17 protein-coding genes are annotated in these 14,945 nt (G+C 65.7%); 5 read left to right on the plus strand and 12 right to left on the minus strand.

Annotated elements, in window-relative coordinates; genetic code table 11:
• The first annotated feature begins 20 nt into the window (after positions 1-20).
• Positions 21-758 carry a CAF17-like 4Fe-4S cluster assembly/insertion protein YgfZ gene (ygfZ, locus tag VK682_RS20370; RefSeq protein WP_230797482.1) on the plus strand — a complete coding sequence of 246 codons (738 nt, stop codon included), beginning with the start codon at positions 21-23 and terminating at the stop codon, positions 756-758.
• 12 nt (positions 759-770) lie between these two features.
• Here the strand turns inward: ygfZ and VK682_RS20375 are convergent, their stop codons facing one another.
• Both VK682_RS20375 and efp read right to left on the minus strand, forming a co-directional pair.
• On the minus strand, positions 771-1,232 hold the full coding sequence (locus VK682_RS20375; RefSeq protein WP_230797483.1) for a GNAT family N-acetyltransferase: 462 nt from the start codon (positions 1,230-1,232) through the stop codon (positions 771-773).
• An 88-nt stretch (positions 1,233-1,320) separates the two neighbouring features.
• The gene (efp, locus tag VK682_RS20380; protein ID WP_089844397.1) at positions 1,321-1,884 is read right to left on the minus strand and encodes an elongation factor P; all 564 of its coding nucleotides are present in this window, start codon (positions 1,882-1,884) and stop codon (positions 1,321-1,323) included.
• Between the two features lie 215 nt (positions 1,885-2,099).
• Here efp and VK682_RS20385 point away from each other — a divergent pair, with 215 nt between their 5' ends.
• A complete protein-coding gene (locus tag VK682_RS20385; RefSeq protein WP_089844398.1) occupies positions 2,100-2,429 on the plus strand; it encodes a DUF6280 family protein in 330 nt (109 codons plus the stop codon).
• 102 nt (positions 2,430-2,531) lie between these two features.
• Here VK682_RS20385 and VK682_RS20390 read toward each other — a convergent pair whose 3' ends face one another.
• The 6 genes from VK682_RS20390 to VK682_RS20415 all read right to left on the minus strand — a co-directional run bounded on the left by VK682_RS20390 (position 2,532) and on the right by VK682_RS20415 (position 8,479).
• Complete coding sequence (locus VK682_RS20390) at positions 2,532-3,230, minus strand: hypothetical protein (protein WP_230797484.1); 699 nt, start codon at positions 3,228-3,230, stop codon at positions 2,532-2,534.
• A gap of 71 nt (positions 3,231-3,301) precedes the next feature.
• Complete coding sequence (locus tag VK682_RS20395; RefSeq protein WP_089844403.1) at positions 3,302-4,696, minus strand: TolC family outer membrane protein; 1,395 nt, start codon at positions 4,694-4,696, stop codon at positions 3,302-3,304.
• Positions 4,697-4,743: 47 nt separating this feature from the next.
• A complete protein-coding gene (locus tag VK682_RS20400) occupies positions 4,744-5,394 on the minus strand; it encodes a protein-L-isoaspartate O-methyltransferase family protein (protein ID WP_230797485.1) in 651 nt (216 codons plus the stop codon).
• A gap of 146 nt (positions 5,395-5,540) precedes the next feature.
• A complete protein-coding gene (locus tag VK682_RS20405; protein WP_230797486.1) occupies positions 5,541-5,858 on the minus strand; it encodes a hypothetical protein in 318 nt (105 codons plus the stop codon).
• A 6-nt stretch (positions 5,859-5,864) separates the two neighbouring features.
• Complete coding sequence (locus VK682_RS20410; RefSeq protein WP_230797487.1) at positions 5,865-6,197, minus strand: ElaB/YgaM/YqjD family protein; 333 nt, start codon at positions 6,195-6,197, stop codon at positions 5,865-5,867.
• A gap of 368 nt (positions 6,198-6,565) precedes the next feature.
• The gene (locus VK682_RS20415) at positions 6,566-8,479 is read right to left on the minus strand and encodes a heavy metal translocating P-type ATPase (protein ID WP_230797488.1); all 1,914 of its coding nucleotides are present in this window, start codon (positions 8,477-8,479) and stop codon (positions 6,566-6,568) included.
• A 440-nt stretch (positions 8,480-8,919) separates the two neighbouring features.
• Between VK682_RS20415 and VK682_RS20420 the strand changes: the two genes are divergently transcribed.
• Entirely contained in the window at positions 8,920-9,315 is a 396-nt protein-coding gene (locus VK682_RS20420; protein ID WP_230797489.1) for a cupin domain-containing protein, read from the plus strand.
• A 37-nt stretch (positions 9,316-9,352) separates the two neighbouring features.
• Positions 9,353-10,450: an Acg family FMN-binding oxidoreductase gene (locus tag VK682_RS20425; protein WP_230797490.1), complete on the plus strand. Its 1,098-nt coding sequence runs from the start codon at positions 9,353-9,355 to the stop codon at positions 10,448-10,450.
• Between the two features lie 401 nt (positions 10,451-10,851).
• Here the strand turns inward: VK682_RS20425 and VK682_RS20430 are convergent, their stop codons facing one another.
• The 4 genes from VK682_RS20430 to VK682_RS20445 all read right to left on the minus strand — a co-directional run bounded on the left by VK682_RS20430 (position 10,852) and on the right by VK682_RS20445 (position 13,873).
• Entirely contained in the window at positions 10,852-11,601 is a 750-nt protein-coding gene (locus VK682_RS20430) for a carboxymuconolactone decarboxylase family protein (RefSeq protein WP_230797491.1), read from the minus strand.
• A gap of 128 nt (positions 11,602-11,729) precedes the next feature.
• Positions 11,730-12,083, minus strand: coding sequence for a cyclophilin-like fold protein (locus tag VK682_RS20435; protein WP_230797492.1), 354 nt, complete (start codon positions 12,081-12,083; stop codon positions 11,730-11,732).
• Between the two features lie 131 nt (positions 12,084-12,214).
• Positions 12,215-13,306 carry an alpha/beta hydrolase gene (locus tag VK682_RS20440; protein WP_230797493.1) on the minus strand — a complete coding sequence of 364 codons (1,092 nt, stop codon included), beginning with the start codon at positions 13,304-13,306 and terminating at the stop codon, positions 12,215-12,217.
• Between the two features lie 27 nt (positions 13,307-13,333).
• A complete protein-coding gene (locus VK682_RS20445) occupies positions 13,334-13,873 on the minus strand; it encodes an MFS transporter (RefSeq protein ID WP_230797494.1) in 540 nt (179 codons plus the stop codon).
• 140 nt (positions 13,874-14,013) lie between these two features.
• Here VK682_RS20445 and VK682_RS20450 point away from each other — a divergent pair, with 140 nt between their 5' ends.
• On the plus strand, positions 14,014-14,907 hold the full coding sequence (locus tag VK682_RS20450) for a LysR family transcriptional regulator (RefSeq protein ID WP_230797495.1): 894 nt from the start codon (positions 14,014-14,016) through the stop codon (positions 14,905-14,907).
• The last annotated feature ends 38 nt before the right edge of the window (positions 14,908-14,945 follow it).

Raw genomic sequence — 14,945 nt, forward strand, 5'->3', positions numbered from 1 at the left:
CCAAAGCACGGAGAGCCCCCATGACCGAAGACAGGACGGTGCTGCGCGTCAGCGGACCCGAGGCGGCGGAGTTCCTGCAGGGGCTCGTCACCAATGACGTGGCGCAGATGAAACACGGGCTGGTCTATGCCGCGATGCTGACCGCGCAGGGCAAATACCGCGCCGATTTCTTCCTTGTGCCGCAGCAGGATGGCTCGGTCCTGCTGGACGTGGCAGCCGCCCTGGCGGAGGATCTGACCCGCGCGCTGTCGCTTTACAAGCTGCGCGCCAAGGTCACGCTGGAGCCTACGGAGATCACCGTGAGCCAAGGCACCGGCCCCGCCCCCGAGGGCGCCTTTGCCGATCCGCGCCACCCCAGCCTTGGCTGGCGCGGCTATGATGGCCAGCCGTCGCAGCCCGCCGACTGGGACGCGCTGCGCGTTGCCGCCTGCGTGCCGCAGAGCGGGGTGGAACTGACCCCGGACACCTTCATCCTTGAAGCCGGATTCGAACGGCTTGGTGGCGTGGATTTCCGCAAGGGCTGTTATGTCGGGCAGGAGGTCACCGCGCGGATGAAGCACAAGACCGAACTGCGCAAGGGTCTGGCGCTGGTCGAGGTGCAGGGCAGCGCCCCCGTCGGCACCGAGATCATGGCGGGCGAAAAGGTCGCGGGCACGCTTTACACGCAGGCCAATGGTCAGGGCATCGCCTATCTGCGCTTCGACCGCGCCGAGGGCGAGATGACGGCGGGCGACGCGGTGCTGCGCCGCCTGCCCTGACCGCCTGCCCCGTCAGACCGGGGCGAAACGTTTTTCCAGCATCCGGGCGGCAGGGCGTGCCCCTGCCCCCGCCATCAGCGCCCGCGCGGCGGCATTGGTGCCCTGCGGCGCCACGCTCCAGCCTTGGGCGCCCTGCGCTATCGTCCGCGCCTCGAACGCCGCAAGCAGCCGCCGCGCGATGCCGCGCCGCCGCCATGACGGATCCGTCCAGAGGTGATCGAGCTGTGCCAGACCCGGCATGCCATCGCGGCGATCCCCCCAGCGCCACATCAGATAGCCGCGCGGCACGCCCTCGACGCGATAGGCCAGCAGTTCGGCACCTTCGGACAGCGCGTGGTGTAGCACGTCGCGCAGATCGGCCTCGGTGGCGCGGTCATGGAAACGCTGCGGCAGATGCGCGGCGTGATGTGCTTGCAACCCGCGCAGCAGGGCCGCCAGCGCGGGAATGTCGGATGTGGTGCAGGGAGCAATCATACAAAAGGCCTCCGGGGCTGGGCGCCGGAGGCCTTGGTCGTCCGTCGCTGCCCCCGGATCGCACGGGGACAGAATGTCGGCGCGCGGGTTATGCGCGTTCCGAATATTCCATGGTTTCGGTGTTCACGATGATCAGCTCGTCCTGCGCCACGAAGGGCGGCACGGTGATGCGCACGCCATTGTCGAGCACGGCGGGCTTGAAGCTGTTGGCGGCGGTCTGGCCTTTGACCACCGGCTCGGTCTCGACGATCTTGCAGGTGACTTTCTGCGGCAGGCTGGCGTTCAGCGCCTCTTCGTTGTGGAATTCCACGAAGATGGTCATGCCATCCTGCAGGAACGGCCGACGTTCGCCAAGGATCTCGGCGGGCAGCTGCACCTGTTCATAGGTTTCGGTGTCCATGAAGATCAGCTGGCCGTTTTCTTCGTAAAGGAACTGCATGTCCTTCTGTTCCAGCCGGACCCGTTCCACCTTGTCGGCGGAGCGGAAGCGCTCGTTCAGCTTGGTGCCGTTGCGCAGGTTGCGCAGTTCCACCTGGGCGAAAGCGCCGCCCTTGCCGGGCTTCACATGATCGACCTTTACAGCGGCCCAGAGGCCGCCTTCATGCTCCAGCACGTTGCCGGGGCGGATCTCGTTACCGTTGATCTTGGGCATGGATAAACCTTGAAGAAAGGTTGAAGGGATTTTGGTGCCTCCTATATCTGGCTGGTCGGACCCGTGCAAGACAACGATATCTCGTGTTCAAGCCATCCAGAGATATGCGGGGAGCGCAAACGTGCTATGCACTTGTGGTGTATCCGAATCGGTTTGAATGGTCCATAACGCGCCACACGCCGGAAAACACAAGAGCAATAATCTAAGGTCGAAACATGAAAGATTTCGTGGACAGCACAGCCTATAATGCCGAGCAAGGCAACCGCGCGCGGAAGCTTTTTGCCGCCGTGGTTCTGGCTGCGCTTGACGATGCCATCGCTGATGACAAGAAATACGGCAATGGCCCCGAGCAGATCGCCCGCTGGGCGCGCTCGCGGGATGGCCGCGAGGTTCTGTCCTGCGCCGGGATCGACCCCAACGAACGGGTTGTGTCCGGTCTGATGGAGTTCGTGTCCAAGGGGGTTCGCACCTCTGTCGCGCTGTCGCGCGAAGAAAGCGAACGCCGTCACGCTGCCGCCTCTGCCGATCAGGCCGAAGCTGCCTGATCAGGAACCTCGGGCCGCTCTGGCCCGTCATGTCGAAGGCGCGCTCCCTGCGGAGCGCGCCTTCGACGTTCTGGACCATGATCCTCTGCCGCTGCGTCAGCGTCAGTCCACATCCTGAGTGGTCATCACGCGCTGAATCTCGCGCCGCACCAGCTTGCGCACGTTGCGGGTGATCCGCTCGCCAAGCGCACCCTGCAGTTCCTGCCGCACAATCTCTGTCACCAGCGCCCGCAGCGCCTGTTCGTCCAGCCGCGACAGATCAAGCGGTGGCGCATCCGCGCGGACCGCCTCGGCGCTGCCAAGGGAGAGCGGCCCCTCCTCCGCCTCCTCCGTCGGCTCGGCCTCCAGCAGGCTGTCTGCTGCGGCCACAGGCGCGTCGGGCGCCGGAGCCGACGCATGGCGGATGAAGGCCGCTGGCCCCTCTTCCTCGGAGGCAGGCGCCTCCGCCCCGGTCTCTGACGCGAGGCTGCGGCGGGCCAAGGCGGATTCGATCTCGGCCAGCTTGCGGGCCATGTCCGGCTGGTCTGCCGGGCTTTCGGGCTGATGCTCGGGGGCTGCGTCTGCCGGGGCGCTGTCCGGCACCGCCACGGGCGTGTGCAGGCGCAGCGGCGCGGGACGGGAGGCGGGTTCGGGCCTGGGCTCGGGCGCGGACTCCGCCACGCGCAGCGCCGGTGTCAGCACAAGCCGCCCCTCTGCGGGGGCGGACTGGGTCTGCTGACGGGTGCGGATGTCTTCGGTGACGAGTCGCCGGATCGAGGACAGCACGTCCTCTATTTCAACTTTGGTAACGGGGTCGGACATTTTTTACCACTCTTGCCTGTTGCCGGAGTGTAGCCCGAGCGGCTCACCCCGACAACAGACCGTGGCGAGGCTTATTCGCGCCCCAGCGCATTCAGGATGCGATCCAGATCGGCGCCCTGCCGCGACTGCACGGGGGCCGATTTCACCAGATTGTAGTATTCGGCGGGATCATAACGCGGCACGTTCAGCTGCAGCGACTCTGCGGTCAGCAGCCCCAGCGTGGCCAGCACGGTATAGGCCGCGATGGTCTCGTCCACTTCCGAAGAGATCAGCGCGTTGCGCGCGTCCAGCAGTTCCTGTTCCGCATCCAGCACGTCCAGCGTGGTGCGCGCACCCAGCGTCGCTTCCTCGCGGATGCCGTCAAAGGCCACGCCTGCGGCGCGCACCTGCTCGGACGAGGCCGAGATCGAGGCCCGCGCCACACGCAGCTGCGCATAGGCGGTGCCCACGTTCTGCGGCACGATCTGCGAGACCTGCAGCAGCTGCGCCCGGTTCTGGTCACGCACCGCCATCGCCTGACGCCGCGAGGAGCTGAGCGCGCCGCCGCTATAGATCGGGCCTTCGGCCTGCAGGCCGATGGTGCCGCCGATCTGGCGGTTGTCATTGTCAAAGTTCTCGTCCAGCCCGTAGCTGCCGCGCAGCGACACCGTGGGGCGGCGGGCCGCCTCGGCGATGGCGATGCCGATTTCGGCGGCGGTCACCTGATGCTGGGCCTGCGACATGTCGGGATGGTTGCGCAGCGCCTGCGACTTCGCCGCCTCGACATTGGCGGGCAGCGTCGGCAGGGCCTGCGGTTCGACCAGCGTGCCGGGATAGCGCCCGACCACCGCCAGATATTCCTCGCGCGCGATGTCGAGCGAGCCTTCGGCAGAGGCCAGCAGCGCACGGGCCTCGGCCAAACGCGCCTCTGCGGCGGCCACGTCGGTGCGGGTCACTTCGCCCACCTCGAACCGGTCCTCGGCGGCGCGCAGTTCTTCGCCGATGACGCGCACGTTGTTCTGGCGCAGCTGCAGGGCTTCGGTGGCGCGCACCACTTCCATGAAGGCCTGAACGCCGCGCAGCATCACCTCCTGCTCGATCGAGACCAGTGCGGCGCGGGTGGCCAGCACGGATTCCTTGGCCCCTTCCAGCGACAGGCGGTTGTTGCCGCCGTCAAACAGCGTCAGCGTCGCGGACAGGCCAAGGCTGGCGGTGTTGCTGACCGAACTCAGCGTGGCAGCGCTGCGGGTGTCGCTGAAGCTGCGGGTGACATCGCTGCTCCATGCGATGACCGGGCGCAGCGCGGCCACCGACTGCGCCACGTCTTCGTCTGCGGCGCGCAGCACCGCGCGGTTCTGTTCCAGAAGTCCGCTGGTGTTGTAAGCTCCGACCAGCGCCTCTGCCAGCGTCTCGGCCGTGACCGGACCCACGGATGCCGCCGCAAGGCAGACCCCCGCGATCATTCCCTTCAGCGTCCTGCGCGCCATGCTCTGCCCTCTCTGGCCTGTTCTGTCCCTCAAGGTGCCGCTGGCGCCTAGAGGGCAAATTCCGTCTTGTGTTCAAAGCCCGGCAGCACCGGCGCCGTGGCATTGAACGAAAACCGCCAGTTGATGGCGCCATCGATCTTCCAGCCGACCCGCACCGTTCCCAGTGCGCCTTCCATGAAGATGCAGGCGATGCGCCCGCCTTCCTTCAGCTGGGCCGCGATGGTGTCGGGCAGCGCCTGCACGCCGCCTTCGACAAGAATCGCGTCATAGGGGCCGTGCTGGGGCGCACCTTCGGCCAGAGGACCGGTCTGCAGGATCACGTTGTCGGCATGATCGCTCAGCAGGCCCTGCGCCTCGGAGACGCGGGCCTCGTCATCCTCGACCGCAACCACGGCCTCGGCGATGCGGGCGATGACGGCGGCGGAATAGCCCAGCCCCGCCCCCAGATCGAGCACCAGATCATTGGCCCCGAGGTTCAGCGCGTCGAGCATCTTGGCAAAGGTGCGCGGGTCCAGCACCACGCGACCGCCGCCGAGGTCGACATTGCGACCGGCATAGGCGGCATCGCGCAATTCCGCGGGCACGAACTGCTCGCGCGGGATCCGCAGCATCGAATCAATGATCGGGAACTTGGTGACATCCGAAGGACGAACCTGCGTGTCCACCATCATGCGGCGCAGCATGGCGAAATCGGTCATCTGCTAAACTCTTCCGTTCAGATTTCCATGGAAGAGGTTGTGCCACACTTGCGCGGGTGGGGCAATGACCCGACAGCGACAAATCAAAAGGCATGGCGCGGGTGTGATCCGGACACATCCGCGCCATGCCCCCGACAGGGCAGATTTCAGTCGTCCCGCATCGCCCGCCCGGCATTGCGCCCGGCCAGAAACGCGTCGATCACCGCAGCCATGGAGGTGGCGCGGGGGGCGGCAGCCACGGGCACGCGGCGGCGCACGGGGATGAAGAACAGCAGCAGCGCCAGCACCAGATAGACCAGCCCCACCACCAGCGCGGCGGTCTGCGGATTATAAGAGAGGGCAAGGGACAGCCACGCTGCGCGAGTCAAAAAAATGGCCGCGACGGTCAGGCAGACCGCCCCGGCAAGATTGCGGCAGGCGCGGGTCAGACCCGCGCGCAGCCGTGCTTCAAGCATCCCGAGCAAGCCGGATTACCTCCGCGAGCCCAGATAGCCCATCAGGAAACCCACCGCAGCGGCAAGGCCCACCGCCTGAAACGGATTGCTCTGGATCGAGCCGCGGGTGTTGTCCTCGAACTCGGCGGCGCGGCGGCCTGCTTCGCGCAGCGCCTCTTCGGTGCGGTCGCGGGCATCATGCACCGCGTGGTTGGCGCGGTCCTTCAGATCATGCGCGGCGGCATCAACCCGGCTGCGCGCCTCGCGACCGTGACGCGAGGTGATTTCCCCCACCAGTTCGGTCAGCGCGGCCACATCGGCCCGCAGGGTTGCGATCTGATCGCTGACGGCGTCGGTATCCTTGCTCACAGTTTTCTCCATTGCAGAACCATTTTCGGTCTTGGATGCGGTCGCAGCCATGATCCACTCCTGTCCTAGGTCAGTGTTCATAGACAAACGCGGCCCCCGGCCAAAAGGTTCCAGAAGAAGAGCGGCCGCAGCAAACTGCGGCGCTGCGGGCCCGGCTCAGCCCCTGACCTGCCCTGAACCTGCCCGGCTTTGAGGAGCCCTTGCAAGAAATTTGCCAAACCAGCGCAGGGATAAGATCCAGTGACCAGCGGTGCCACAACGCTGTGGCCAGTGGGTGGCCCCCCGCCCAACCGACCGTCACGGATCAGATCCTCCAGCTCCGCCTCGGGCATGTCAGAGAGCCTGTTCATCTGACGGATCCCTTCGACCTATGCGGCGGTCGATTTGGGCCGCGGCAGGCGGCGCGCTGTTGCATCGGCCGGACTGCCCGCGCCCTGACCTGTCCGCCCCGGCTCGATCCTCAGCGCCCGCAAGGCGTTCAGGATCACCGCAACGTCGATCACCTCCTGCAAAAGCGCGCCCTGCACGGGTGTCAGGTATCCGAAAGCCGCCGCCACCATGCCAAGCACCGAAAGACCGATCCCGACTGCGACGCTTTCAAGCGCGATGCGTTTTGACCGCTGCGCGATTTCGATCCCCGGCAACAGGCGGTCCAGATGATCGACCAGCAGCACGACATCCGCCGCCTCGGCCGAAGCTGCCGCCCCGCGCGCCCCCATCGCGACGCCGATATCCGCGACCGCCAGCGCTGGCGCATCGTTGACGCCATCGCCGACCATCATGACCGGGCCGGTCTTGCGCTCTGTCACAACCAGACGCACCTTCTGATCGGGGGTCAGATCGGCCCGCACAGCGTCGAGCCCCAGCCCCTCCGTCACCGCAGCGGCGACGGCGCGGCGGTCGCCGGTCGCCAGCAGGATGCGCGTGATCCCCAACCGGCGCAGCCCCGCCAGCAGGTCAGCCGTGCCAGCACGCAGCGCGTCAGCCATCACCAGATGACCCGCCAACCTGCCGTCCACGGCAAGCGACACGACCACCGACCCCGCCGTGAGGACCGTGCCTTCCGGGGTGGCCACACCGATCTGCGCGGCAACAAAACCCGCGCCGCCCACAACGACCCGTCGTCCGTCGACGCTGCCTGCAACGCCTTCGCCCGGCGTCTCCACGACACTCTCGGGAACAGGCAGGGCGAGACCACGCGCCTGCGCCGCCGCGACAACCGCCTGAGCGATCGGATGCTTCGATGCCTGATCGAGCGCGGCGGCGAAATACAGGATCTCCTCTTCGGACAGGTCCCCCTGCCGGTTGACCGACACGATCTGTGGCCGCCCCTCTGTCAGCGTCCCGGTCTTGTCGAGGATCAGCGTCCTGATCCGGGCCAGCGCCTCGAGCGGTTTCGCCCCCTTGATCAGAACCCCGAAATGCGCCGCCCGCGACAGCCCCGCCACCAGCGCCACCGGCACGGCAAGAATAAGCGGACAGGGTGTCGCGACCACCAGAACCGCCACCGCGCGGATCGGATCGCCGGTAAACCACCAGGCCGCAGTCGCCAGCGCGACCGTCACGATCAGGAACAGCAGCGAATACCGGTCGGCCAGCCGCGCCATCGGCGCCTTGGATTTCTGCGCCGCCTCGACCAGCCTGACGATCCCGGCATAGGTGCTGTCGGCAGCACGCCGCGTGACCCGAAGATCGAACGCCTCGCCCGCATTGGTGTAGCCGCTCATGACGGCCTGCCCGTGTTCCAGCCGGGCGGGCATCGACTCGCCGGTCAGCGCCGACTGGTCCAGCATCGCGCCCGCGCTCTCTACCGTCCCGTCCACCGGCGCCACGTCGCCCTGCCGGATCAGCAGCAGGTCGCCCGGGGCGATGTCAGCCAGAGGCACCTCGTCAAGCGCACCATTGCGGTGGCGGGTGGCGGTGCGGGGCACGCGGGACAGAAGGTCGCTCATCTCGCGCCGGGCACGGCCCTGCGCGAAGCTTTCAAGGAAGGTGCCGCCCGAATACATAAGCGCGACCACCGCCGCCGCCAGCGTCTCGCCGAACAGAAGGGCTGCCGACATCGACAGCGCCGCCACAATGTCGAGCCCGACCTCGCCTTGCCCAAGGCTGCGCAGGATTTCGACGCAGAGCGCCGCAAGGACGGGGATGACACCTGCCGTCCACGCGATCGCGGCAAAGCCCGGCTCCCCCAGCAGCCAGAACACAAGGCCGGACACCAGACCCAGCAGGGCCAGACCCAGCAGGGCAACGTTCAGGCGATCATGAAACAAAGCCGTCATCCGGGGCCTGTCCCTGCATCAATCCCGCACCCGGGGGCTGGACGGCGATCACACAGTTCCGCTCGCGTCTCGCGAGGCAGAGCGCCCACACGATCAAGGACGAGAGCGTTCAAGTCAGTTCTGCGCGCAAAATCCCAGCCTCCCGCCTCGGCAGGCCGGGGCGCCAGCAGCGCCTCGTGGGGCGCAGGCGGATACCCTGCGCCATGGCACGCCGCGCCGCGCCCGGCACGGACTTGCCCTGCGGGTGTCGCCTTGGGCATCGGGTCTCCTTTCCGTGTCGCGCCTCGCCCCGCATGTGGCGCCTGATCCGACTGTGACCCGATGCACCGGCCCCTGCATTGATGTGCATCAGGGACGGCGCGGCCAATCACGCCTTTACTGCACGCGCGCTGGCATCCCGCCGGACCCGGCCAGAGACAGGCATGGAAAAGGAGACCGCGATGAAAGGCTATGTTGCCGATATCGAGAAGCTTGCCGAGAAGAATGAAAAGTTCAGGCAGGTTCTCTACACTGGCGCGCATCTGCAACTGGTGCTGATGACGCTGAAACCGGGTCAGGACATCGGCGCGGAAACGCACGCGACCCATGACCAGTTCTTTCGCATCGAGAAAGGCAAAGGCGCTGCCGTGATCGACGGCGTGACCCACAAGGTCAAGGGCGGCGACTGCGTCATCGTGCCCGCCGGGGCGGTCCATAACGTCACCAACACGGGCGAAAAGCCCCTGCATCTTTACACGCTCTACGGTCCGCCGGAACACATGGACCATCTGGTTCAGAAGACCAAGGCCGAGGCCGAGGCTTCGCATGAGGCCTTCGATGGCGTGGCAACCGAATGATGCCGCCCCTCGCATCCTGCGCCACAGGCGCGGTGTCATGATGCGGCGCAGATCCCTGCTGATCGGTGGCGGCCTCGGGGCGCTGGCCCTTGGCGGCGCCGCTTGGGCCGGCTGGCAACGGAGGCGGGCGGCGGCGGACATGTCTGACTACGCAGCGGGGTTGCGGGCCCCCCTGCCCGTTCCGGCCACCAGCCGCGATCTGATCCGCTATGCGACGCTGGCCGCAAACGGACACAACACCCAGCCCTGGCTGTTCCGCCCGGATGCACAGGGCATCGACATCCTGCCCGATTTCACCCGCCGGACCCCCGTTGTGGACCCCGACGATCACCATCTTTTTGCAAGCCTCGGATGCGCGGCGGAAAACCTCGCGCTTGCCGCACGCGCGCGGGGACAATCGGGCGAGATTGCCTTCGATCCGGAAGGCGGCGGCAAGCTGCGCGTCGATCTGCGCAGTGCACCTGTCGTCGATACGGCCCTCTTCGACGCGATTCCGCTGCGGCAGTCCACGCGATCCGACTATGACGGCAGTGCGGTCAGCGCCGCCGACCTGTCGCAGCTTGCGACGGCAGCAGCGGTCGAGGGCGTCGATCTGATCCTGATCACCGAACGCGGCCAGATCGAGCAACTGCGCGACCTCGTGATCGCGGGCAACAGCGCCCAGATGGCCGACCCGGCCTTCGTGGCAGAACTGATGCACTGGCTGCGGTTCAACCCGGCAGCAGCCATGACACCGGGCGACGGCCTTTACAGCGCAGCCAGCGGCAACCCCGCCATGCCGGACTGGCTGGCGCCGCGCCTCTTCGACATGGTGTTCACCGCCAGGGCGGAGAACGCGAAATACGCGCGCCAGATCGCCACCTCCTCCGGTATTGCGGTGTTCGTGTCGGCACGGGACGAGCCCGAACACTGGGTGCAAGCCGGTCGCGCCTGCCAGCGGTTTTCCTTGCAGGCGACCGCCCTAGGGCTGAAGACCGCATACATAAATCAGCCGGTCGAGGTTTCCGCCCTGCGGGCAGACCTCGCCGCACTGGTCGGTCTGCCAGGGCGCAGACCCGATATCGTGATGCGCTTCGGACGGGCGTCCGCGATGCCAATGTCGGCGCGCAGGCCGGCCGAAGCGGTGATGGTTTGAGGGGCGAGGCGGCAGTCCGGGCTGTCAGTGAACCAAGCGTATACCGACCAGAACCGCGACATCTGCTGCGCGCCGGACAACATGGTTTGCAAAGGGTCACTCAATCAACCGACCGATGCAGCACCCGAAGAGGGAGAGGATGTTCCGCAAGATGACGAAGGTTCCGACTTGCCGGAACCTGACGCAGCGGAAGCTGCCTGAATATTGCCAATTACAAACGTCAGCCCACCGCGCACCAAATGGAGAGCTGGCCGGCCTGTTAAGGACAGCAACACCTCACCCGCACACCCGGCTGGCTCTTGCCATGCGCCTCGCGGATTTCCTCCGCTGCAGAGGCTCCGATTCAGACGTTCTTCATCAGGTTCTCCTTCGATCTGTTAGGTTCGTTCGCAAGCGGCCCGCTAGTCTGCCGCGCGGTCATCGAAGACGTTGCGGAAAGCGGGCATCGCCGAAAACACGCGCGGCCATCCAGCGTAGAAGGCGAGCTGGGTCAGAGCTTCGGACGCCTCGTCCCGGGTCAGGCCGTTATCCATTGCTCGGCCCAAGTGGAACGGCACCTGCTCGCTCTGTCCCGAGGCTACCAGCGCGGTCACGGTGATCAGGCTGCGATCGCGCGGGGCAAGGTCCGGGCGCAGCCAGAGGTCGCGGAAAAGCGTCTCGCGAGTATAATCGACCACGCCAATGGCGGTTTCGGCGTGATCGGCCTGCACATTCTCCTCGCGCGCGCTCTCGGCCTCCATGTCGAGCGGCAACAGGTCGACATCTGCGCCGGGCAGGCTGTCCGCGGCGACACCTTGCGCCTCAAAGATTGGCGCCAGCGCTTCAGCCGCGGCCGCCGCGTTCCCCCACCCCGAGTAGAAAGCCAGATGAGTCACGACCTCTGACATCTCGGCAGGCGTGACGCCGTTCTCCAGCGCGCGCGAGAACTCCTGCGGCATCAGCGCTGTCTGTTGCCGCGCAATCAGGGTGGCGACGGTCACCACGCTGCGGTCGCGGGCGGAAAGGTCATGCCTCTGCCAGACGTCTTCTTCGACGACGGAGGAGTTGTAATGCGAGAGCGCCGGCGATACGCGGCTGGTCACGTCGGTCTGGCCCATGGCGACTCCAGCGGACATGCTGAGGGCGACGGTAAGGGGTGCGATAAACTTCATCAGGTATCCTTGGTGTGGTGAGTGTTCTGCCGGCAGGCCGAAGAAGTTGGACCTGGAATCCGGCATGAAACGGCGGACCGCCGTCCGAACCGCAGCGGGATTGTGGCTCGGTCAGCGCAGCCGCTGGTTCAATCGAGACGGGTCAGTTCGACAGTGACGTTGCCAGGCTGATCGAAGACCGACACATCGCCCGTGATCTGCCCGAGGATGATGATTCCCGGAGCCGGGACGCTGCCAGAGCTGTAGTAGATCACGACGTGATTGGAGTTCCACAGACCGAGCGTGCCGGTCGAGAAGTCGCGCTGTCGCGCCAGTTCAGGCAAGTCAGACGGCAGATGGCCTGTCTTTTCCTGGCGAAGATGGTCGCGCATGTCGATGGTCAGCGGCAGCATCTCCAGCAAGGCATGGGCGGCCTTGTTATCGGCAAGCGTGGCGGTCACCTCGCCCCAGTCTGACGAAACTCGAATCTGTTCCTGTGCCATGGCAGCTCCAGACAATCCCAGGGCGAAAGCGGCAGCGCCCAGTGTCGATGTCCACATGTTGACGTGCCTCCCTTCAGCTAATTTGGGCGGGCATGGGGCCCGCGCTCTCGCGCAGGGCCCTCTCGCATGGCTCAGGCCGCGAGATGCTCGCCAAAGAACTCGGCCAGCCGGTCGAACGGAATCACGTCCCTCCGATCGTACAGATCGACATGGTCGGCGCCGTCGATGATCATCAGCTCCTTCGGCTCCGCTGCCGCGGCGTAGGCATCCTCGCTGAAGTAACGCGAATGCGCCTCGGAGCCGGCAATCAGCAAGATCGGTCGCGGCGAGACTTCGGTGATGTAGGTCATCATTGGCATGTTCATGAACGAGAAGCCGTTGGTTACGGTCCAGCCCGTGGTCGAATTCAGCGAACGCGCATGGAAACCGCGGTCGGTCTTGTAGTAGTTCCAGTACATGGTCACGACCGGGTCATCGATGCCGTCCAGCGTATCGGGCAAACCGCCGGCCAGTGCGGGCGTCGTTTCTTCGGCATCAGCCCAGCGCTGCCGGCTCATCTGCTCCAGCATCTCCGCGCGGGCCTCGGGCGTCAGGCTGTCGTAGTAGCCACGCGCCATCACGCGCGACATGTCATACATACTGGCAACTGCGACGGCCTTGACGCGCTTGTCCACGGCGGCGGCATTCAGCGCCATGCCGGAAAGACCGCAGACCGCCAGAAGGCCGATGCGCTCACGATCGACGGAAGGCTGCAGGCCGAGATAATCGACGGCGGCCATGAAGTCCTCGGTGTTGATGTCGGGAGAAGCCACGGCATGCGTCCCGCCGCCGCTCTCTCCGACGAAAGACGGATCGAAGGCGAGAGTGACGAAGCCGCGTTCGGCCATGGTCTGCGCGTAGAGTCCGGAAGACTGTTCCTTGACGGCGCCGAACGGCCCGGAAAGGGCCAGCGCAGGAAGCCGGGCATTGCCACGGTCAGCCGGTATGTAGAGGTCGCCGGACAGCGTGATGCCGTAGCGGTTCATGAAGGTGACCTTCTCATGGGTCACGGCTTCGCTGCGGGGGAACGTCTTGTCCCAGTCGCCGCTGGCCTGCGCCCGAGCTGGCGCGGAGCCCAGAGAGACAAGACCTGCGGCGGCAAGACCCGCTCCGGTCATCATCAGCAGGCTTCGGCGACCCGCGTTGGGCAGATCGTTCAAAGTGCGAACAGTTCCTTCAGTCATGACATCTTGCTCCTTCAAGCGAGTGATTCAATTGTGGTGGTGGGAGGCGCGGCCGCGCCAGCCGATAATGTCGCCGAGCCAGGTGCCGAGAGGCGCCGATATGGTGGCGGCGATTGCGTTGCCCGCGTTCAGCGCAGCAAGACCTTGCGGCACCTGCTCGGCTGGCAGAAGCCGCATCACGATGGCGGTCGACATCGACCAGAATCCGCCGATGGCGATGCCCAACAACGCGCGCCCGACCATCAACACGGGATAGGTCGGCGCGAAGGCAACGATCAGGGTCGAAACGATCAGAAGGGCTGCGAAAGAAGACTGCACCAGCTTGCGGTCGACGCGGCGAGCCAGTCCGCCAATCGAGAGGCTGGTGATGACGGCGAAAAGGCCGGAGATGGAGATCGCCTGACCGGCCTGTCCCTCGCTGACGCCAAGCTCGTCCGCGATCGGGGTTAGCAGGCTGACGGGCATGAACTCCGAGGCGATCAGGACAGCGACACAGGGCGCCATCGACATGACCGCGCCCCAGGCGGAGCGCGTATTGGCTGGTTCTGCTGTGAGTGTCGTGGACATTCTGCGCCTCGCTTCCGGCTGCAGAGCCGGCTTTTGATGGAGCAGAAATAGCAGGTGCCGGACAGATGGATTAGGCGGGCAAATACGATTGCATTAATCGACCTGGCGCATGAATATGCCGGTGATCAGGGAGCACGCACATGCCGAAAGGACAGTTCAACGACCTGCTGTGGTTCCTGGCTGTCGCCGAGGAGCGCAGCTTCACGCGCGCCGCTGCCAAGCTCGGCATCGCCCAGTCCACGCTCAGCCATACCATCAAGCGCCTCGAGACGCAGATGGGCATCCGGCTCCTGACGCGCACGACACGGAACGTCGTGCCGACGGAGGCCGGAGAACGCCTGCGCCAGACATTGGCGCCGCGCGTGGAAGAGATCGAGGCGGAAATCGCGTTGCTGACGGAGCTTCGCGACAAGCCCGCGGGGACCATCAGGATCACGCTGTCCGATCACGCGCTCCAGAGCTATGTCTGGCCCAAGCTGCGGCCTGTGCTTCTCGAATATCCGGACATCAAGCTCGAGCTGAACATCGACAACGGCTTTCGCAACATCGTCGAGGAAGGATTCGATGCGGGCGTTCGCCTTGGCGAAAGTGTCGAGAAAGACATGATCGCGGTGCGGATCGGCCCGGATTGGAGATTGGTGGCGGTTGCGTCACCCGGATATCTGAAGATGCATCCCGCGCCGGATCACCCCGAAGAGCTGATCGGTCACAACTGCATCAACCACAGGCACCTCAGGGCCGGCGGGCTCTACGCCTGGGAGTTTGAAAAGGATGGGCAGGATCTGCGGGTCCGGGTCGATGGTCAACTCGCCTTCAATTCCTCGCACGCGATGATCGATGCGGCGCTGAACGGCTACGGCATCGCCTACATTCCGGAGGATACGGTCGTCCAGCACATCGCGGCGGGAGATCTTGTTCAGATTCTGGACGACTGGTCGCCCTTCTTCGCCGGATACTACATCTACTACCCCAGTCGGCGGCAAAATCTTCCGGCCTTCAGGGTCATTGTCGACGCGCTTCGTTACGCGGGATGAGCTAATGGGATGAACTGCCTTCCCACCAAACCGCTGCT

The organism is Salipiger marinus, assembly GCF_035481585.1.
GTDB classification, from domain to species: Bacteria; Pseudomonadota; Alphaproteobacteria; order Rhodobacterales; family Rhodobacteraceae; genus Salipiger; species Salipiger marinus.